Origin of the sequence: Pseudonocardia sp. McavD-2-B, from assembly GCF_024124365.1 — a bacterium.
GTDB classification, from domain to species: Bacteria; Actinomycetota; Actinomycetes; order Mycobacteriales; family Pseudonocardiaceae; genus Pseudonocardia; species Pseudonocardia alni.
Genome location: NZ_JAMXSG010000108.1, coordinates 1 through 17459, shown reverse-complemented (window position 1 = coordinate 17459; position 17459 = coordinate 1). Strand labels below are relative to the sequence as shown.

The 17459-nt window shown below is 75.6% G+C and carries 18 protein-coding genes, 1 other RNA gene and 1 pseudogene; 8 read left to right on the top strand and 12 right to left on the bottom strand.

The features are described 5' to 3' along the window. Positions 1-247: 247 nt before the first annotated feature. A complete protein-coding gene (secD, locus tag NH602_RS15755; RefSeq protein ID WP_161152093.1) occupies positions 248-2554 on the top strand; it encodes a protein translocase subunit SecD in 2307 nt (768 codons plus the stop codon). 11 nt (positions 2555-2565) lie between these two features. Here the strand turns inward: secD and NH602_RS15750 are convergent, their stop codons facing one another. After that, positions 2566-3042 carry a hypothetical protein gene (locus NH602_RS15750; protein WP_253068192.1) on the bottom strand — a complete coding sequence of 159 codons (477 nt, stop codon included), beginning with the start codon at positions 3040-3042 and terminating at the stop codon, positions 2566-2568. Positions 3043-3108: 66 nt separating this feature from the next. Beyond that, the gene (locus tag NH602_RS15745; protein ID WP_179759798.1) at positions 3109-3378 is read right to left on the bottom strand and encodes a hypothetical protein; all 270 of its coding nucleotides are present in this window, start codon (positions 3376-3378) and stop codon (positions 3109-3111) included. A 61-nt stretch (positions 3379-3439) separates the two neighbouring features. Between NH602_RS15745 and NH602_RS15740 the strand changes: the two genes are divergently transcribed. Beyond that, entirely contained in the window at positions 3440-3853 is a 414-nt protein-coding gene (locus tag NH602_RS15740; RefSeq protein ID WP_208820245.1) for a VOC family protein, read from the top strand. 16 nt (positions 3854-3869) lie between these two features. Here the strand turns inward: NH602_RS15740 and NH602_RS15735 are convergent, their stop codons facing one another. Both NH602_RS15735 and NH602_RS15730 read right to left on the bottom strand, forming a co-directional pair. Further along, positions 3870-4574: a hypothetical protein gene (locus NH602_RS15735; RefSeq protein ID WP_253068191.1), complete on the bottom strand. Its 705-nt coding sequence runs from the start codon at positions 4572-4574 to the stop codon at positions 3870-3872. A gap of 63 nt (positions 4575-4637) precedes the next feature. Next, positions 4638-5231: a DinB family protein gene (locus NH602_RS15730; RefSeq protein WP_253068190.1), complete on the bottom strand. Its 594-nt coding sequence runs from the start codon at positions 5229-5231 to the stop codon at positions 4638-4640. A 199-nt stretch (positions 5232-5430) separates the two neighbouring features. Here NH602_RS15730 and NH602_RS15725 point away from each other — a divergent pair, with 199 nt between their 5' ends. Further along, positions 5431-6069, top strand: coding sequence for a LysE family translocator (locus NH602_RS15725; protein WP_224402828.1), 639 nt, complete (start codon positions 5431-5433; stop codon positions 6067-6069). 46 nt (positions 6070-6115) lie between these two features. Here NH602_RS15725 and rnpB read toward each other — a convergent pair. Together rnpB and NH602_RS15715 are read right to left on the bottom strand one after the other, a co-directional pair. After that, positions 6116-6518: RNase P RNA component class A (rnpB, locus tag NH602_RS15720), an RNA gene on the bottom strand. A 19-nt stretch (positions 6519-6537) separates the two neighbouring features. Beyond that, entirely contained in the window at positions 6538-7866 is a 1329-nt protein-coding gene (locus NH602_RS15715; protein WP_253068189.1) for an NAD(P)/FAD-dependent oxidoreductase, read from the bottom strand. A 20-nt stretch (positions 7867-7886) separates the two neighbouring features. Between NH602_RS15715 and NH602_RS15710 the strand changes: the two genes are divergently transcribed. Next, positions 7887-8522: a TetR/AcrR family transcriptional regulator gene (locus NH602_RS15710; protein WP_179760291.1), complete on the top strand. Its 636-nt coding sequence runs from the start codon at positions 7887-7889 to the stop codon at positions 8520-8522. Here NH602_RS15710 and NH602_RS15705 read toward each other — a convergent pair. After that, positions 8500-9927 carry a YdiU family protein gene (locus NH602_RS15705; RefSeq protein WP_179760292.1) on the bottom strand — a complete coding sequence of 476 codons (1428 nt, stop codon included), beginning with the start codon at positions 9925-9927 and terminating at the stop codon, positions 8500-8502. The genes NH602_RS15710 and NH602_RS15705 overlap by 23 nt on opposite strands. Positions 9928-10001: 74 nt before the next feature. Here NH602_RS15705 and NH602_RS15700 point away from each other — a divergent pair, with 74 nt between their 5' ends. Together NH602_RS15700 and NH602_RS15695 are read left to right on the top strand one after the other, a co-directional pair. Then, complete coding sequence (locus NH602_RS15700; protein ID WP_083658913.1) at positions 10002-10766, top strand: sulfite exporter TauE/SafE family protein; 765 nt, start codon at positions 10002-10004, stop codon at positions 10764-10766. Beyond that, positions 10763-12019, top strand: coding sequence for an SLC13 family permease (locus tag NH602_RS15695; protein WP_253068188.1), 1257 nt, complete (start codon positions 10763-10765; stop codon positions 12017-12019). Before NH602_RS15700 ends, NH602_RS15695 begins: the two co-directional genes overlap by 4 nt. Before the next feature lie 70 nt (positions 12020-12089). Here NH602_RS15695 and NH602_RS15690 read toward each other — a convergent pair whose 3' ends face one another. The 5 genes from NH602_RS15690 to cobC all read right to left on the bottom strand — a co-directional run bounded on the left by NH602_RS15690 (position 12090) and on the right by cobC (position 16590). Then, the gene (locus tag NH602_RS15690; protein ID WP_020622575.1) at positions 12090-12257 is read right to left on the bottom strand and encodes a hypothetical protein; all 168 of its coding nucleotides are present in this window, start codon (positions 12255-12257) and stop codon (positions 12090-12092) included. A 187-nt stretch (positions 12258-12444) separates the two neighbouring features. Continuing rightward, on the bottom strand, positions 12445-13590 hold the full coding sequence (locus tag NH602_RS15685) for a bifunctional RNase H/acid phosphatase (protein ID WP_253068193.1): 1146 nt from the start codon (positions 13588-13590) through the stop codon (positions 12445-12447). 2 nt (positions 13591-13592) lie between these two features. Then, complete coding sequence (locus tag NH602_RS15680) at positions 13593-14318, bottom strand: zinc ribbon domain-containing protein (protein WP_073577069.1); 726 nt, start codon at positions 14316-14318, stop codon at positions 13593-13595. Beyond that, positions 14315-15493, bottom strand: coding sequence for a Nif3-like dinuclear metal center hexameric protein (locus NH602_RS15675; protein WP_374210181.1), 1179 nt, complete (start codon positions 15491-15493; stop codon positions 14315-14317). The genes NH602_RS15680 and NH602_RS15675 overlap by 4 nt, the downstream gene beginning before the upstream one ends. A gap of 5 nt (positions 15494-15498) precedes the next feature. Continuing rightward, a complete protein-coding gene (gene cobC, locus NH602_RS15670) occupies positions 15499-16590 on the bottom strand; it encodes an Rv2231c family pyridoxal phosphate-dependent protein CobC (protein WP_179760296.1) in 1092 nt (363 codons plus the stop codon). A gap of 107 nt (positions 16591-16697) precedes the next feature. Here cobC and NH602_RS15665 point away from each other — a divergent pair, with 107 nt between their 5' ends. Together NH602_RS15665 and NH602_RS15660 are read left to right on the top strand one after the other, a co-directional pair. After that, on the top strand, positions 16698-17156 hold the full coding sequence (locus NH602_RS15665) for a low molecular weight protein-tyrosine-phosphatase (RefSeq protein WP_253068186.1): 459 nt from the start codon (positions 16698-16700) through the stop codon (positions 17154-17156). Next, positions 17153-17459 (top strand): annotated as a pseudogene (locus tag NH602_RS15660) (fructosamine kinase); the annotation flags it as partial. The gene NH602_RS15665 and the pseudogene NH602_RS15660, both read left to right, overlap by 4 nt.

Sequence of the window (17459 nt, the reverse complement as noted above, 5' to 3'; positions counted from 1 at the left end):
GCCACCCCGGGCCCGCCCTGGACGTACTGGTTCTCGACGCCGCCGGGCTCGGGCACGGTGCGCCCGCGCCCGCCGACGACCGGACGACGGCCGCCGCCCCGGAGCCCGGGACCGGCGCGGACATCGGGTCGCGGGGTCCGCCGCGGGCCTGACCGGACGACCCCGCCGGTCGCCACCGCCCGCCACTCCCCCGCACCACCCCGCCGTGCCCCGGTCCCGACCGGGGCGCCCGCCGCCGAGGATCCCTGTGAAGCCACGCCCCGTGCTCTGGCGGGCGCTCATCGCGCTCGCCGTGCTCGCCCTGTCCTCCGTCGTCGCGCTCACCACCGCCCCCACGCTGGGGCTGGACCTGCGCGGCGGCACCCAGATCGTCCTGGAGACCCGCGACACCCCCGAGGTCGCCGCCGACGGCGAGGGCACCGACCGCGTGCTGGAGGTGCTGCGCGGGCGCGTCGACGGGCTCGGTGTCGCCGAGCCCAGCCTGGCCCGGTCCGGGGAGAACCGGATCATCGTCGAGCTCCCCGGGCTGACCGACCCCGCCGAGGCCGCGGAGACCCTCGGCCGGACCGCGCAGCTGACGATGCACCCGGTGCTCGGGATCGGCGACCCCGCCGCCGGGGGCGCCCCCGGCACCGACGAGCAGGGCCAGCCGCTCCAGCTCGGCCCACCGGCGCTGACCGGCGACATGGTGGGCTCGGCGATGTCCTCGCCCAACCCGCAGGGCGTCGGGCACATCGTGAACATCAGCTTCGACGGCGACGGCCCCGCCCGCTGGCAGTCCCTCACCGGCCAGGCCGCGTGCGCGCCGCCCGGCGACCCGCAGCGCCGGGTCGCGATCGTGCTCGACCAGCAGGTCATCTCCTCCCCGCAGGTCGTCGAGGACATCCCGTGCAACGTCGGCATGCTCGGCGGACAGACCCAGATCACCGGCAACTTCTCCCCCGAGCAGGCCTCCGAGCTGGCCGTACTGATCGAGGGCGGCGCCCTCCCGCTGCCCGTGGAGATCATCGAGCAGCGGACCGTCGGCCCGACCCTGGGTGCCGACGCGATCTCCGCGAGCGCCTGGGCCGCGATCATCGGCTCGGCGCTGGCCGGGGCGTTCCTCATCGTGGTCTACCGGCTCGTCGGGCTGGTCGCCGTCGTCGCGCTCGGCGGGTACGCACTCGTCGCCTACTCGGTGCAGACCGGGCTCGGTGCCACGCTGACGCTGCCCGGCCTGGCCGCGTTCGTCCTCGCGGTCGGCATGGCCGTCGACGCGAACGTGCTGATCGCCGAACGTTCCCGCGAGGAGTACGCGGCGAAGCCACGCCTGGAACGCGCCTCGGAGATGGGCTATGCGAACTCGCTGTCCGCGGTCGGCGACGTCGCCGTGACCTCGCTGCTCGCCGCGGTGCTGCTGTTCGGGCTCGCGTCGGGCCCGGTCCGCGGGTTCGGTGTCACGCTGGTCATCGGTGTGGTGGTGTCGCTGTTCTCGGCGCTGGTGCTGTCCCGGCTGCTCACCCTGGCCGTCCTCCGGATCCCCGCGGTGAAGCGCAGGCCGGGCATCACCGGCATCACCGGGGTCGGCCCGGTCCGGCGCAGGCTCGAGGCGAGGGACCCCGGGTTCCTGCGGCGGCCCGGGCGGTACCTCGCCGTCGCCGGGGTCGTGGTGGTCGTGATGGTGTCCGGACTGTTCGTGCGCGGCCTGGAGCTCGGAGTCGAGTTCACCGGCGGCCGGCTGGTCGAGTTCACGACGACGGACCCGGTGGGCGTGGAGCAGGTCCGCGACGCCGTCGCCACCACCGGGATCGGCGGGCTCACCGTCACCGAGACCGGCGACGGCGCGGTCGCGCTGCGCTCCGGAGAGCTCACCGACGCCCAGGTCGGGCAGCTGCGCGAGGTCGTCGGCGCGGCCGGTGGCGGCGCCGAACTGCTGCGCGACGAGCTCATCGGCCCCAGCCTCGGTGCCGAGCTGGCCCGCGGCGGGATCATCGCGCTGGGCGTCGCGCTCGCCGCGCAGTTCCTGTATCTGGCGTTCCGGTTCCGCTGGACGCTCGGCGCCGGCGCGGTCGCGGCGCTGCTGACCAACGCGCTGGTGGTGGTCGGGGTGTTCGCCTGGACCGGGCGCACCGCCGACGGCGTGTTCCTCGCGGCGCTGCTCACCGTCATCGGCTACTCGGTCAACGACACCGTGGTCGTGTTCGACCGCGTGCGCGAGCACTGGGCACGCGATGCGAAGGCGCCGTTCCACCGGGCCGTGGGGTCGGCGGTGCTCTCGACGCTGCCGCGGACGGTGAACACCGGCATCTCGACGCTGACGATCCTGGTCATGCTGCTGTTCCTCGGCGGGGCGACCCTCGGGGACTTCGCACTGGCGCTGATCGTGGGCATCGTGGTCGGCACGGTGTCGACGATCGTCGTCGCCGGGCCGGTGTCGATCCTGCTGCAGCAGCGCTGGACCGGGCCCGCGCCGCGGACCTCCGGAGCGAAGCAGCCGGTCGGCAAGGCGGGACGGCGACACCCCTCGAAGGCCGACCGGGCACGGCGCCGCGCCGGCGACGGCGCGGTCGTCTGAGTGCGGCTCGCTCAGGTGCGGTCCCCGAGGTCGAGGCGCTCGCCGCAGCGGTCGATCCCGGCGCGGATCATCGCGCCGTAGCCGTCGTCGGGCAGCGCCCCCACCCGGTCCCGGGCCCGGGTCAGATGGTGGCGCGCCCGGTCGTCGCAGCCGAGGCGGCGGTGCACGTCGGCGAGGTTCAGGTGCAGCGACGGCAGGAACCCGCCGACCGTCAGCCCGGCGTAGTGGCGCTGCGCCCGCTCGTCGGTCAGCTCCTCGGCGGCGGCCAGGGCGCGCTCGTCCCACACCAGCTCGGCGTGCGGGTCGTCCTGCACGTCCGCGGCGTAGTGGGCCAGCGTGCACCGGTGGAACGGGTCGCCGTCGGCGGTCACCTGCTCCCACAGGGCCTCGAACCGGGCGCGGGCCCCGGCCCGGTCACCGGCACGGCCCGCCTCGACGGCGGCGCCGACGGCGTCCATGACGGGATCGGCGGTGACGGGCTGGTCCACGGGGGCCTCCGGCGCTCGGGGGGGTGGGTCGGGACGCATGCTGCACCGGACCCCCGACAGTTCCGTTCAGCCGCGGGGCAGCTCCCGCCGGCGCGCCTCGACCGTCCGGCCGGGCGCGACCCGCCCGCCGACGGTCACCCTGGCGGTCCGCACGACGCCGCGGCCGTCGGTCCAGCCGACGTCGACGGGCTCCGGTCCCGCGGTCGTCCCGAGCACCGTCGCGCTCACCCGGATGGTTCCGGCCGCCCGGGCGGCGGCGGTCTCGGCGGCGTCGCCGACCGCGATAGCCGGCAGCAGGAGCAGTCCGGCCGCGACGGGCCCATGGCAGCTCCGCACCCTGGGTCGACACGTCCGATGCGGACGGGCGCTGTCCGCGTCGGGGGCCAGGATCGTCGCCGTGACCCCGACCCTGCAGATCGCGTTCGACGCCGCCGACCCACATGCCCTCGCGCGGTTCTGGGCGGCCGCCCTCGGCTACGAGGTGGAGGACCACACCGCCGTCGTCGACGGTCTGCTGGCCGCCGGCCACCTCGGCGAGGCCGACGTGCTCGTCGACGGCGACCGGCGCGGCTTCCGCGACGTCGCCACCGCCCGCGGGCCGGGTCCGCGGCTGTTCGTACAGCGGGTGCCGGAGCCGAAGTCGGCCAAGAACCGGGTGCACCTGGACCTGCAGGTCGGTCCGGAGGAGGCCCCCGCGGAGGTGGAGCGCCTGGTCGCGCTCGGCGCCCGGGTGCTGTGGACGACGGCCGACCGCGGCCCGGTCACCACCACCCTGTGCGACCCCGAAGGCAACGAGTTCTGCGTGACCTGAGGTCGCCGCGAGCGGCTCAGCCGGGCTCGAAGTCGTAGGTCCGCCCGCCGACCCGGAGCAGGTCGACGGCCGAGACCAGGCCGGCGTCGCCGCCGCCCTGGTTGAACCCGGCGGCGTAGGCGGTCATGTCCGGGTACGCGGCCATGATGTCGGACAGCGTGCGCTGCTCGCCGCCGTCGCGGCACTGCCGGTAGGCGTCGACCCGGCCGATCTGCCGGGTCGTGCAGTACGTGCCGGACCCGACGTCGTAGCGGGTCCAGGTGCCGGCCGGTGCGCGGTCGGGCAGGTAGGTGAGGACGTACAGGTCGCCGGCCTCCAGGGTGCCGCCGTTCACGTCGACGGCGATCGCGAACGACGGCATCGCCCCGCTCGACGACGCCGGGTCGCGGTACGCCCAGTAGCTCGCGTCGGTGAACCGGGACAACGGGCCGGCGACCTGGTCGGTGACGTACTGGCGCTTGTCCCCGTCGCCCGGGGTGCGCAGCTCGAGGGCGCCGCTGCCGCCGTCGGGCGGGGCACCGTGGCGGGCGGTGAACTCGCGGCTGCCGGAACCCTCGTCGAGGGTCCCGGCGAACTGGTTCGACGCCGCCGGGGTGACGGTCACCCGCCCCGAGGGGCCGAACGGGCCGACCGCGACGGCGGGCTGCAGCGAGGCGAGCCCCACGAGCGCGACGACGGCCGCGGCCGTGGCGATCAGTCCGTTCCGTCGTCCTCGACGCATCCGCCCTCCCCGAAGCCGGTCGTGGGGATCAACGACCGGGGACGCCCGGGGATACCGCCCGGTTCAGGCCAGCAGCGTGCCCGGCGCCGCCTCGTAGGGCTGGAAGAAGTCGTTGGCGGGCGCCCCGGCGAGGGTGAGCACCAGCGCGGGCACCGCGACGCCGTCGATCTGCTCGCGGAGGATGTCGGCGTGCCCCGCGTGCCGGGCGAACTCCTCGACCAGGTGCACCAGGTAGTAGCGGGCGTGGATCGGCCGCGCGTCGTGGATCCCGTGCCAGGGGGCGGGCGGGGCGGTCGAGTCGCCGGCCGGGTCGGTCTTCGCGACGGTGGCGAGCAGCTCGGCCCGGACCCGGTCGAACTCCTCGACGGTCGCGGCGACGGTCTCGTCGTCGCCGACGGTGAAGCTGCCGGTGAACAGGGCGACCGCGGCCGCGTCGAGCGGCTGCTCGGTGACGTCACCGGTCAGCCGGTCCAGCGCGCCGCGCATGCAGTAGGCGGCGTGCTTGACCAGGCCATCGACGGACAGCGCGCTGCGGCACGGCGTCGCGCGGGCCTGTTCCTCGGTGAGGCCGAGAAGCGCGGAGCGGATCGCCGTGAGCTGCTGGTCGATGTAGTTCAGGAGGCCGGTGACCTCGTCGTGGCGGGCGGGTGCGTACATGGGGTCCTCCGGGTGCTCGGGAGCGGTGCGAGGACGACTGTGCCGCCCGACGCGGTCAGGTCCGGTCCTCGATGGAGGAGGAGCTGCGACCGGTCCCATGGGAACCACCCGAGCGACGCAGCACACGTGGGAATCCACTGGTCGGCCGGCCGTCGCCGTGTTTCGCTCTCGATCACGACCCGTTCGGTGAGGAGCCGCCGTGATCGAACCGTCCGCAGCGCTGGGGGTTGTCGTGATCGCCCTCGGCATGGTCCTCACCCCGGGGCCGAACATGGTGTACCTGACCTCGCGCGCGATCTCGCAGGGCCGACGCGCCGGACTCGTGTCGCTCGCCGGTACCGCGGTGGGCTTCCTCTGCTATCTCCTCGCCGCGACGGCCGGTCTCTCGGCGCTGTTCGTCGCCGTCCCCGCCGCCTACACCACGGTCAAGATCGCGGGAGCGCTCTACCTCGCGTGGCTGGCCTGGGGCATGTTGCGCCCCGGCGGCACCTCGCCGTTCGCGGCCCGTGACCTCGCTCCCGAGCGCGATCGGCGCCTGTTCGGCATGGGGCTGCTCACCAACCTGCTGAACCCGAAGATCGCGCTGATGTACGCCGCGCTGCTGCCGCAGTTCGTCGATCCCCACGGCGCCACCGGGAGCCAGCTCCTGCAGCTCGGGGCGGTCCAGATCGTCGTCGCGGTGACCGTCAACGGGCTGATCGTCCTCACCGCCGCGTCCGTCTCGGGCTTCCTGGCCGCGCGACCGCGGGCGATGACCGTCCAGCGGTGGGTCGCGGGCACCGTGCTCGGTGGGTTCGCGGTCAGGACCGCGCTCGGGCCCTCCCCCACCACGACCTGAGCCCGGCCGGTCCGGTGTCGACCGGGCAGGTCAGGGGGCCGGTGTGCGGACGAGTCGGTCTGTAAGCCGGATCCTGTTCCCGGGCACCTCACGGTGCTCCGTTCGGCGACCATCCATCTCGGCCTGCCGTCGCCGGCAGGCTCCAGCGGTCCACCCGCAGGCTCGGGCGGGCAGCCCTCATGCGCCTGCGCAGCCGTACACGTACGGCCTCTCGACCTTGCTCCGGGTGGGGTTTACCGAGCCACCCCGGTCACCCGGGGTGCTGGTGGTCTCTTACACCACCGTTTCACCCTTACCCCGCGGCTCCGGGGAGCCGCGTGGCGGTCTGTTCTCTGTGGCACTGTCCCGCGGGTCGCCCCGGGTTGCCGTTGACAACCACCCTGCCCTGTGGAGTCCGGACTTTCCTCGGCGGGACCCGGAGGTCCCGCCGCGGCCGCCCGACCGACTCGTCCGCGTACACGAGGATACTCACGCCGCGACGGCGGCCCGCACGACCTCCGCCAGTTCGTCGCGGCCGGGGCCGTCGGCGAGCGGCGCCCGCCATCCGCCCTGGTAGACGGCGCGGGCGAGCGGCTCCACCGGGTCGAGGGACTCCGGGCCGGCGAGCATCGCGAGGTAGGGCCCGAGCGCCGGCGCGATCCGCGGGTCGGCCGCGGCGGCGGCGAGGATCAGGTCGCTCGGGATGCGCCGGGTGAGGTCGACGTCGCCGCCGGACCACACGCGTCGCCAGTGGTCGTCGGAGCGGGTGTGGTCGTGCACCCACGGGAGCATCGCGGCGTCGCACCACGCCCCGAACGAGGCGGCGTCGCCGGTGTCGACGCGGTCGAGCAGCGCCCGGACCTGCATCGCGGTGGTGGCGAGGCCGCGGCCGAACATCGGGGTGGTGGTGCAGACGGCGTCGCCGAGCAGCACCAGCCCGCCGACGTCGGGCTGGGCGCGGTAGTGGTTGTACAGCCGTCCGCCGGGCAGCACCGGGGTGATCGGTGCGGACCGGTCGGGGTCGGTCCAGTCGCACAGCCCGGGGACGGCGCGGCAGGCGGCGGTGAACGCGGCCTCGTGACGGAGGTCGTGCAGCGCGCCGGCCGGGCGGACGAGGAGCACCGAGAAGATCCCGCGCTCGTGCCGGAACACGATCACCTGGTAGCCGTCGAGCCGGGCCTCCCAGGCGAGCGGGTTGCTCATCGGACCGGGCTCGGCGCCGTCGTGCAGCCGGTACTGGCGGCTGACGTAGGCGATGCCGGTGTCGCCGCCCGCGACCGGTGCCGGGCCGAGGTCCCGGGTCACCCGGCCGTTGCGGCCCGAGGCGTCGACGACCAGGTCGGTGGGGAGGTGTTCGCCGTCGACGACGAGCCCCCGGGCCCGGCCGTCCTCGACGCCCACCCGGTCGACGTGGCCGCGGCGCAGGGTCAGCCCCGGCTCCCGGGCCGCGACCGAGCGCAGTGCCCGCTCGAAGGTCTCCCGCCGCACCCGCATCCCGGCGGGCAGGCGGGTGCCGTCGTCGAGTACGAAGGCGAGCGGCTCGGCGCCGGCGGCCAGGCAGGCGTCCCACGCCTCGGGCAGCTCCGCGCGCAACGCCTCCCCCATCTGCTGGCGGACGCCGTGCGGGTGGTGGAACTGCATGACCCCGCGCCGCGCCCAGCGGCCGCCGGTGTCCGGTCCGGGGTCGGGGTCGACCGCGACGACCGCGTGCCCGCGTCGCGCCAGCGCGGCCCCGAGGAGCAGGCCCGCGGGGCCGGCGCCGATGATGCCCACCTGCACGACGACCTCCCGGCTATATTGACTGCACTCAGAGTGCACCGAATTGAGGGTGATGTCCAGTGACGCGGGCCTACCGCTCCACGACGCGCGACGAGCGGGCGCGCGCGACCCGGCGGACCGTCGTCGCGGCGGCGGCGGAGCTGTTCGTCCGCGACGGATGGACCGCCACCACCCTCGACGCCGTCGCCGCGGCCGCCGGGGTCAGCCGCCGGACCGTCGTCAACGCCGCCGGAGGCAAGCCGGCGCTGCTGTCGCTGGCCTGGGACCACACTCTCGTCGGCGACGACGAGCCGGTCCCGATGGCCGAGCGGCCCGCCGTCGCGCGGATCCTGGCACGCACCGACCCGGCCGGCGCGGTCGCCGCCTGGGTGGACATGGTCGTCGGGGTCCAGGGCCGCGCCGCGCCGCTGGCCGCGGTGATCGACGCGGCCGCGGACGTCGACGCCGACGTCGCCGCCCTGCGCGACCGTGCCGAGACCGAGCGTCTCGCCGGGGCCCGGGCGTTCGCCGCCCACCTGGCGACGCTGGACCCGGACCTCGACCCCGGCCCGGTCGCGGACCTGGCGTGGACGCTGAACGACGGCACGTCCTACCGGCGCCTGGTCGTGCTGCGTGGCTGGCCGGTCGATCGCTACCGGGACTGGCTGGTCACGGTCGCGCAGTGCTCGCTGCTCACGTCCCGCAGAACGTCGTGAACGGCGGCGAGTCCGGTCCCGCGGGCTGGGCGTAGCGCTCGTAGCCCTCGCGCTCGGTGAACGGGTCCGCGAGGACCTGCAGCAGCCACTGCACCGGCTCCAGGTCCCCCTCGACGGCGGCGCCCAGCGCCTCCTCGACCAGGTGGTTGCGCGGCACGTAGACCGGGTTGACCCGGTCCATCGCGTCGGCGTCCGGACCGGCTGCCCGCCAGGACTCCAGCCACGGGTCCAGCGCGGCTGGGTCGGAGAGCAGGGCGCGGACCGGCCCGGCGTCGCCCCGGGCGGCCTCGGACAGCCGTCGGAAGAACAGGGTGTGGTCGGGCTTCTGGTCCTCGATCACCGCGAACAGGTCGGCGAGCAGCTCCGGGGTCCCGACGCCGATCTTGGCGAGGTAGCCGCGGTCCCGGGCGGCGAGGTAGGCGTCGGCGAAGCCCGCCAGCTCCTCGGTCGCGAGGCGCACCGCCTCCTCCTGGGAGTCGGCGAACAGCCCCAGCAGCGACTCGCCGAGCCGGGCGAGGTTCCACTGGGCGATGCCGGGCTGGTTGCCGTAGGCGTAGCGACCACCGGAGTCGATCGAGGAGTACCAGGTCGCCGGGTCGTGGGCGTCGAGGAAGGCGCACGGGCCGTAGTCGATGGTCTCGCCGGAAATCGTCATGTTGTCGGTGTTCATGACGCCGTGCACGAACCCGATCTGCATCCAGCGCGCGACGAGCTCGGCCTGGACGGCGATCACCGCGCGGTAGAGCTCCAGCGGCGAGGACGCCTGCGGGTGGTGCCGGGCGATCGCGTACTCCGCGAGCCGGCGCAGCACGTCGACCTCCCCCGTGGCGGCCGCGAACTGGAAGGTCCCCACCCGCAGGTGGCTGGCCGCGGTGCGGGCGAGCACGGCGCCCGGCTCCGGGCCGCGGTCGCGCAGCACGGGCTCGCCGGTGGCGACGACGGCCAGCGACCGCGTGGAGGGCACCCCCAGCGCATGCATCGCCTCGGAGATCACGTACTCGCGCAGCATCGGCCCGAGCGGGGCCCTCCCGTCGCCGCCGCGGGCGAACGGGGTACGTCCGGACCCCTTGAGGTGCAGGTCGCGGCGGGCGCCGTCGGGGGTGACCAGCTCGCCGACGAGCAGCGCACGCCCGTCGCCGAGCCGCGGCGAGTAGTTGCCGAACTGGTGCCCGGCATACGCCTGCGCGACGGTCGTCGCCGAGTCGGGCACGGTCGTGCCGGTGAGCAGCGCGACGCCCTCGGGGGTGCGCAGCTGCGCCGGGTCGAGGCCCAGCTCACCGGCCAGGGACTCGTTGAGCAGCACCAGCCGTGCGTCCGGCGCCGGGGCGGCCTGCCAGGGCAGGTAGAGCCCGTCCAGGTCGCGGACGAACGTGTTCTCGAACGCGATCTCGGTGGCAGCGGTCATGGGTTCCAGGCTACGGACCCGCACGGTCGGCTGCCGGGGAGGACCGCGGCGTTGCACCGGGATACCGTCCGGTGGTGATCGACCTCTCCCAGCCGTGGGCGCTGGTGTTCCTGCTGGTGGCCGGGCTGCTCGCGGGTGCGGTGAACGCCGTCGCGGGCGGCGGGTCGCTGCTGGTGTTCCCGGCGCTGCTCGGGGTGGGGTTCCCGCCGCTGGCGGCGAACGTCACCAACTCGGTCGCCCAGTGGCCGGGCTACGCCGGGCTGGTGCTCGGGGCCCGCCGCGAGCTGCCCGGGCAGGGCAGGCGGATCGCGGTCACCGCGGTCGCCGCGGCCCTGGGCAGCGGAGTGGGCTGCACCCTGCTGCTGGTGCTGCCCAGCAGCGTGTTCGACGCCGTCGTGCCCGTCCTGGTGATCCTGGCCAGCCTCACGATGGCGGTCGGGCCGTGGCTCAAGCGCCGGATCGGCGACCCGGCCGCCCGGGGGCGGGACCGCACCCCGGCGCTGCTGGTCGCGGTGTTCCTCGCCGCGGTCTACGGCGGCTACTTCGGCGGCGCCCTGGGCGTGGTGCTGATCTCGGCACTGTCGCTGTTCGCCCACGACGAGCTGCGCAGGCTCAACGCGCTCAAGGGCGTGCTGTCGCTGGTCGTCGCGACGGTGACGGTCGTCGTGTTCGCCCTCGGCGCGCCGGTCGACTGGCTCGCCGTCGCGCTGCTCGCCCCGACCACGCTGGTCGGCGGCTACGTCGGCGCCCTGGTCGCGCGGCGGATGCCGGAGACCCTGCTGCGCTGGGCGGTGGTCCTGCTGGGCCTGGCCGTCGGCGTCGCGCTGCTGTTCACGTGAGCCTCCTGCTGGCGGTCGCCCTGCTGGCCGCGGTCCTGGCCGCCGCGACGCTGCGCCCGTTCGGGCTGCCCGAGGCCGTGGTCGCGGTCCCGGCGGCACTGGTCGCCGTCGTCGCCGGGCTGGTGACCCCGGCCGGGGCGTGGACCGAGATCGGCGAGCTCGCCCCGACCGTCGGGTTCCTCGCCGCGATCCTGCTGCTCGGGCACCTCGCCGACGCCGAGGGTGTGTTCCGCTGGCTGGGCGCGCGGCTCGCGACGGCGTCGGCCGGGTCCCCGCGACGGCTGCTGGTCGCCGTCTTCACCGCGGCGGCCGGGACGACCGCGGTCCTGAGCCTGGACGCGACGGTGGTCCTGCTGACTCCGGTGGTGCTGGCGACGGCGGCCCGGCTGGGGGTGGCGTCGCGGCCGCACTCGTTCGCCTGCGCGCACCTGTCGAACTCGGCGTCGGGGCTGCTGCCGGTGTCGAACCTGACGAACCTGCTGGCGTTCTCGGCGTCGGGGGTGGGGTTCCTGACCTTCGCGGGGCTGATGGTCGGGCCGTGGGTGGCGGTGATCGTCGTCGAGTACCTGGTGCTGCGGTGGGTGTTCCGGCGCGACCTGGCGGCGGCGCCGGAGCCGGCGCCGGCCGACCCCGCGGTGCCCACCCCGGCGGCACCGGTCGTCGCGCTGTTGGTGCTCGGGCTGACCCTGGCCGGGTTCGCGCTGGCCTCGCCGCTGGGCGTCGAACCGGGCTGGGTCGCCGCGGCCGGGGCCGCGGTGCTGGCGGTGCGGGCGCTGGTGCGGCGCGAGACCGGGCCGCTGCGCCTGGTCACCGCGGCCTCCCCCGGGTTCTGCCTGTTCGTGCTGGCCCTGGGCGTGGTCGTCGCCGGGATCGGTGCCCAGGGGCTGTCGGGCTGGATCGGTGCGCTGCTGCCCGCCGCCCCGGACCTGACCGGGCTGCTGGTCACCGCGGCCGTCGCGGCGGTGCTGGCGAACCTGGTGAACAACCTGCCCGCGACGCTGGTGCTGCTCACCGCACTCGGCCCGGCCGCGCACCCCGGCCTGGTGCTGGCGATGCTGCTGGGCGTCAACATCGGGCCGAACCTGACCTACGCCGGGTCGCTCGCGACGCTGCTGTGGCGGCGTATCGCCACCGGTTACGGCGACCCGCCGCGGCTCGGCACGTTCCTGCGGCTGGGGGCGCTCACCGTCCCGCTGGGCCTGCTCGCCGCGACGACCGCGCTCTGGGCCGCACTGGCGGTGCTTCCCCGGTAGCGGCACGGCCCGGACGGCACGACGGCCCCGCCCGGAAGGGGCGGGGCCGGTCGCGGACGGTGGGCAGGGATCAGAACTCGTGGGCCATGTCGTGGCCGAGGTCGGTGTCCGGGTCCATCTCGCGGGCCGGGACACCCATCGGGCGTGAGCTGCCGCGCCGCTGCTGGGGCAGCCGCGCGATCACCTTCATCTCGTGTGCCAGGTCGTAGCCGTAGTCGTGCTCGTGGATCTGCGACATCGCTGTCCTCACCGTCTCCCTGTTCCCCGCCGACACCGAGACTGTCGTTCACGCTCCGTAGGTTGACCACCCCGTACGGTGCACGCGAAGCATCGCTCAGGTGAGGAAGGGGTACAACTGTCCGGAGTCGACACCGCCCGAACGGGTCAGGACGGTATCGATCCAGCAGGCGGTGACGGGCCGGTGGCTACCGGAGGTCGTCCAGGTAGGACGTCTCGTTGACCAGACGCACCGAGGCGCCCCCGTCGGGGTAGAAGTCGGCGATGTTGAGGCAGGCCAGGTCCAGGTGCATGCGGTAGAGCACCTCGTCGCCGACGCCGAGCGCGGTGCGCAGCAGCATCTTGATCGGCGTGACGTGGCTGACCAGGACCACCGTCCGACCGGCGAACTCCTCGACGATCCGGGCCCGCTCGGCCTCGACCCGCTCCCCCACCGCGCGGAAGCTCTCGCCGCCCGGCGGTTCGACGTCGGCGGATCCGAGCCAGCGGCCGTGCAGCTCGGGGTCGCGCTCGCGGGCCTCGGTAAAGGTGAGACCCTCCCAGCCACCGAAGTCGGTCTCGATCAGGCGGTCGCGGACCTCGAGGTCGGCCCCGGTCGTCTCGGCGACGGCGGCCGCGGTCTGGCGGGCCCGGCGCAGCGGCGAGGACAGCACCACGGCCGGTTCGACGCCCTGGCCCGACAGCCGGGTCGCCAGCGCGCGGGCCGCGGCGGCGGCCTGCTTCTGGCCCAGCTCGGTCAGCTCGGGATCGCCGTGGCCGGAGTAGCGGCGCTCGACCGACAGCTCGGTCTGGCCGTGGCGCAGCAGGATCAGCCGCGTCGGGGAGCCCGTCTGCCCGGTCCACGCGGCCGCGGCGGCCGCGGAGTCCGTCGACGCGGTCGCGTCCGCGGGCGGCTTCGGCGCCGGTCCCACCGCCCCGGACGGGTCCAGGCTGGGGTTCGACTCCCCGTCCATCGCCCGGTTGGCGAGCGCGTCGGCGCGGGCGTTGTCCTTGCGCGGGACCCACACGAAGGTGACCGCGTCGAAGCCCGCGGCCAGCTCGCGGGCGGTGTCGGCGAGCTCCTGCAGCGGCGGGTGCTTGATCTTCCAGCGCCCGCTCATCTGCTCGACGACGAGCTTGGAGTCCATCCGGGCCTCGACCTCGGTGGCCCCCAGGTCGTGGGCGGCCCTCAGCCCGGCGATCAGGCCGCGGTACTCGGCGACGTTGTTGGTGGTGGTCCCGAGGCCGTCGTAGACCTCCCCGAGCACCTGGCGGGCGCCGGCGTCGAGCACGACCGCGCCGTAGCCGGCGGGCCCGGGGTTGCCGCGGGAGCCGCCGTCCGCCTCGACGACCAGCCTCACCTGCCACGCACCAGGATCGCGCCGCACTCCTCGCAGTGGACGACCTCGTCGGCGGCCGCCGTGCGGACCTGCCCGAGGAAGGTCCGGTCGAGCTCGAGCCGGCACGCGCCGCAGCGGGACTCGCGCAGCTGTCCGGCCGCGACCCGGCCGCCGGCGCGGATGCGCTCGTAGTCGGCGAGCAGGTCCGCGGGCAACGCGGCGACGACCTCGGTGCGGGCACGGTCGCGTCCGGCGCGGGTGGCGTCGATGTCGCCCTCGGCGGACTCGCGCTTCGCGGTCACCTCGCCGAGGGCGGTCTCGGCCTCGGCGAGCTCGCCGCGGGCGTGGTCGAGCTCGATGCCGACGGCCTCGCGCTCCTCCATGATCCCCAGCTGCTCGTCCTCCAGGACGCCCTGGCGGCGGGCGAGGGTGTCGAGCTCGTGCTGCAGCTCGGTGGCCTGCTTCGCGGAGATGCCCGAGCCGGCGAGCAGGGTGTGGTCGCGCTCGGTGCGGGCCCGGACACCGTCGATGTCGCGTTCGAGCCGGGCGATGTCGCGGTCGAGGTCACCGGCGCGGGTCTCGGCGCGGACCAGGGCGTCGCGCGCCGCACGGACCCGCTGCTCGGCCTCGTCCAGCTGCGCGAGTTCGGGCAGCGTCGAGCGCCGGTGGGTGAGCCGGCCGATCTCGGCGTCCACCTCGGCCAGCGTCACCAGCTTCGCCTGCGCGGTGGGATCGGCCTTCATGCACTCGCCTCCGGTTGTCCTGCTGTCGTGTCGGATCCGCTGCTCGGGGCGGCGGTGGTCCAGGGGTCGGTACGGGCCCGCGAGACCGCGACCGAGACGCTACCTGCGAGGGCCTCGGCCACGACCCCGGCCGCCTGCCCGCACCACGGCCACTCCGAGGCCCAGTGGGCGACGTCGACCAGCGCGGGGGTCGGGCCGCCGGGGCCGGTCCCGGCGAGCGCGTGCTCGGACGCGGGGTGGTGGCGCAGGTCGGCGGTGACGAACGCGTCGACGCCGGCCCGGGCGGCCGAGTCCAGGGCCGAGTCCCCGGCGCCGCCGCAGACCGCGACCCGGCGGATCGGGCGCTCCGGGTCCCCGGCACCGCGCACCCCCCATACGGTGGCGGGCAGCGCCGCGGCGACCCGGCGGGTGAATGCCGCGAACGGCTCGGCGGCGGCGAGCTCGCCGACCCGGCCCAGCCCCAGCGACGACGGCAGCGGCGCCATCTCCAGCAGGTCGAAGGCCGGTTCCTCGTAGGGGTGCGCGGCCCGCAGCGCGGCGACGACGTCGCGGCGCCGCGACCGGGGCAGCACCATCTCCAGCCGGGTCTCCGCGACGCGCTCCAGGCGGCCGACCGACCCGATGACCGGGGCGGCGCCGTCGAGGGGAAGGAACTGGCCGGTCCCGGCGGTGGCGAACGAGCAGTGCGAGTAGTTGCCGATCGCGCCGGCACCGGCGTCGGACAGGGCGGTGTGCACGGCGGCGATCGACGGGCCGACCGGCACGAACGTGACGATCTTGTCCAGGGCCGGGCCGGGCTCCGGTTCCAGCGGGCCGGACACGGTCAGCCCGAGGGCGGCGGCGAGCGCGTCGGAGACGCCCGGGTCGGCGACGTCGGCGTTGGTGTGCGCGGTGAACAGCGCGACCCCGGCCCGGATCAGCCGGTGCAGCAGGGCGCCCTTGGGGGTGTCGGCGCCGACGCCGTGCACCCCGCGGAGCAGCAGTGGGTGGTGGGTGACCAGCAGCTGGGCGCCGGAGGAGATCGCCTCGTCGACGGTCTCCGGGGTGGGGTCGACGGCGAACAGCACCCGGGAGACGGTGTCGTCGGGGTCGCCGCAGACCAGGCCGACCGCGTCCCAGTCCATGGCCAGCCGGGGCGGGTAGGCGGCGTCGAGGGCGGCGACGACGTCGCGCACCGTGCTCACGCCGACACCGCCAGCCGGCGCAGTGCGGCGTCGAGGGACTCGACGAGGCGGCGGACCGTCTCCGGCGGGCGGACCGCGACGCGCAGGTGGTCGGGCCCGAGACCGGGGAAGGTGTCGCCGCGGCGCACCGCGATCCCGGCCTCGCGCAGCAGGCGCCGCACCGCCTCGCCGGTGCCGTCGGGCAGGTGCAGCAGCAGGTACGGGGCGGGCCCCGCCGACACGCCGACGCCGTCGAGGCCCGACAGCGCCGCGGCCATCGAGACGCGGTGTGCGGCAAGCTCGCGGGCCTTGCGGTCCGCGGCGGAGACCGCGTCGGGCTCGCAGCAGGCGATGACCGCCTCCAGGGCGGGGGTGGAGACCGGCCACAGCGGGCGGGACGCGGCGAGCCGGGCCAGCAGAGCGGGGGCGCCGAGCGCATAGCCGGCGCGCAACCCGGCCAGCGCCCAGGTCTTGGTCAGCGAGCGGAACACCAGCAGGCCGGGCACGCCCGCGTCGCCGGCGAGGGTCTCCGGCTCGCCGGGGACGGCGTCGGCGAACGCCTCGTCGACGAGCAGGGTCCGCCCCGGGCGGGCGAGCGCACGCAGCGCGGCGGCCGGGTGCAGCACCCCGGTGGGGTTCGTCGGGTTCCCGACGACGACGAGGTCGGCCTCCTCGGGCACCGCGGCCGGGTCGAGCGCGTGCCCGGTCGCGGCGTCGGTCAGCACCCGCACCACGTCCACCCCGCCACCGCGCAGCGCGGCCTCCGGCTCGGTGAACCCGGGGTGCACGACGGCGGCGAGCCGGGGGCGCAGCGACGGGAGCAGCGCGAAGCCCTCCGCGCTGCCCGCGAGCACCAGCACCTCGTCCGCGCCGCGACCGTGCCGCGCCGCGACGGTGGCGCGGGCGCGGGCGTCGTGGTCGGCCCGCGGGTAGCGGCCGAGTCCGTCCAGGGTCGCGACGAGCCGGTCCCGCAGCCAGGGCGGGGGGCCGTCGCCGATCACGTTGACGGCGAAGTCGACGAGCCCGTCGGTGGCCTCGGCGTCGCCGTGGTGCCGCAGGTCGTGCCCGCCCGCGTGATCCGTCCCGGCCGCATGGTGATCGAACGGCATCGGGCCACCCTACGGCGCGCACCGGTGCGCGGTGGACAATGGCCCGGCCACCACACCCGAGCGTCAGGGTCGACGTCGGTGCCCCCGCTCCCCGGAGGAACGTCGCAGTGAACGTCGTCTTCGTCTGTACCGGCAACATCTGCCGGTCCCCGATCGCCGAGAAGATCCTCGCCGCCGAGGTCGAGGCCGCCGGGCTGGCCGACCGGGTGCGCGTGACCAGCGCCGGGACCGGCCACTGGCACATCGGGCAGCCCATGGACGAGCGCGCCGCCCAGGTGCTGACCGAGCACGGTCACGACACCGCCCACAGCGCCCGCCAGGTCGACTCGGAGATCCTCTCCGCGGACCTGCTGGTGGCGCTGGACATGGGGCACCTGCGGACCCTCGAGCAGTCGGTGCCCGATCCCAAGCGGGTCCGGCTGCTGCGCTCGTTCGACCCGGCAGCCCCCGCGGGTGCCGAGGTGCCCGACCCCTACTACGGCGGCCCGGACGGGTTCGCCGAGGTCCACGCCATGATCGTCGCGGCGATGCCGGGCCTGGTCGAGCACGTCACCCGGAACGCATGACCGACCGCGTCGCCCGGCTGACCGGTCGTGCGGTGCGCGACGGGCCGGCCGGGCACCCCCCGCACGCGACCCTGGACGACGGCACCGTCGTCGTGGTCAAGGACGCCTCGGCGGACCCGGGAGCGGCCCCGGCCGAGGCCGCCGGGCTGCGCTGGATCGCGGTGCCGGGCGGACCGCCGGTCCCCCGTGTGCTCGGCGCCGACGACGCGGTCCTGGTCACCGAGCTCGTCCCCCCGGGCCGGGCGACGCCCGGCGCCGCGGAGCGGTTCGGCCGGGAGCTGGCGACGCTGCACGCCGCGGGCG

Excerpts from the sequence above, each read along its gene's own strand:
- cobC (WP_179760296.1), bottom strand. The coding sequence starts at position 16,590 with ATGCCGTTCGATCACCATGCGGCCGGGACGGATCACGCGGGCGGGCAC.
- NH602_RS15690 (WP_020622575.1), bottom strand. The coding sequence starts at position 12,257 with ATGTCGCAGATCCACGAGCACGACTACGGCTACGACCTGGCACACGAG.
- NH602_RS15730 (WP_253068190.1), bottom strand. The coding sequence starts at position 5,231 with ATGTACGCACCCGCCCGCCACGACGAGGTCACCGGCCTCCTGAACTAC.
- NH602_RS15735 (WP_253068191.1), bottom strand. The coding sequence starts at position 4,574 with ATGCGTCGAGGACGACGGAACGGACTGATCGCCACGGCCGCGGCCGTC.
- NH602_RS15705 (WP_179760292.1), bottom strand. The coding sequence starts at position 9,927 with ATGACCGCTGCCACCGAGATCGCGTTCGAGAACACGTTCGTCCGCGAC.
- NH602_RS15680 (WP_073577069.1), bottom strand. The coding sequence starts at position 14,318 with ATGAAGGCCGATCCCACCGCGCAGGCGAAGCTGGTGACGCTGGCCGAG.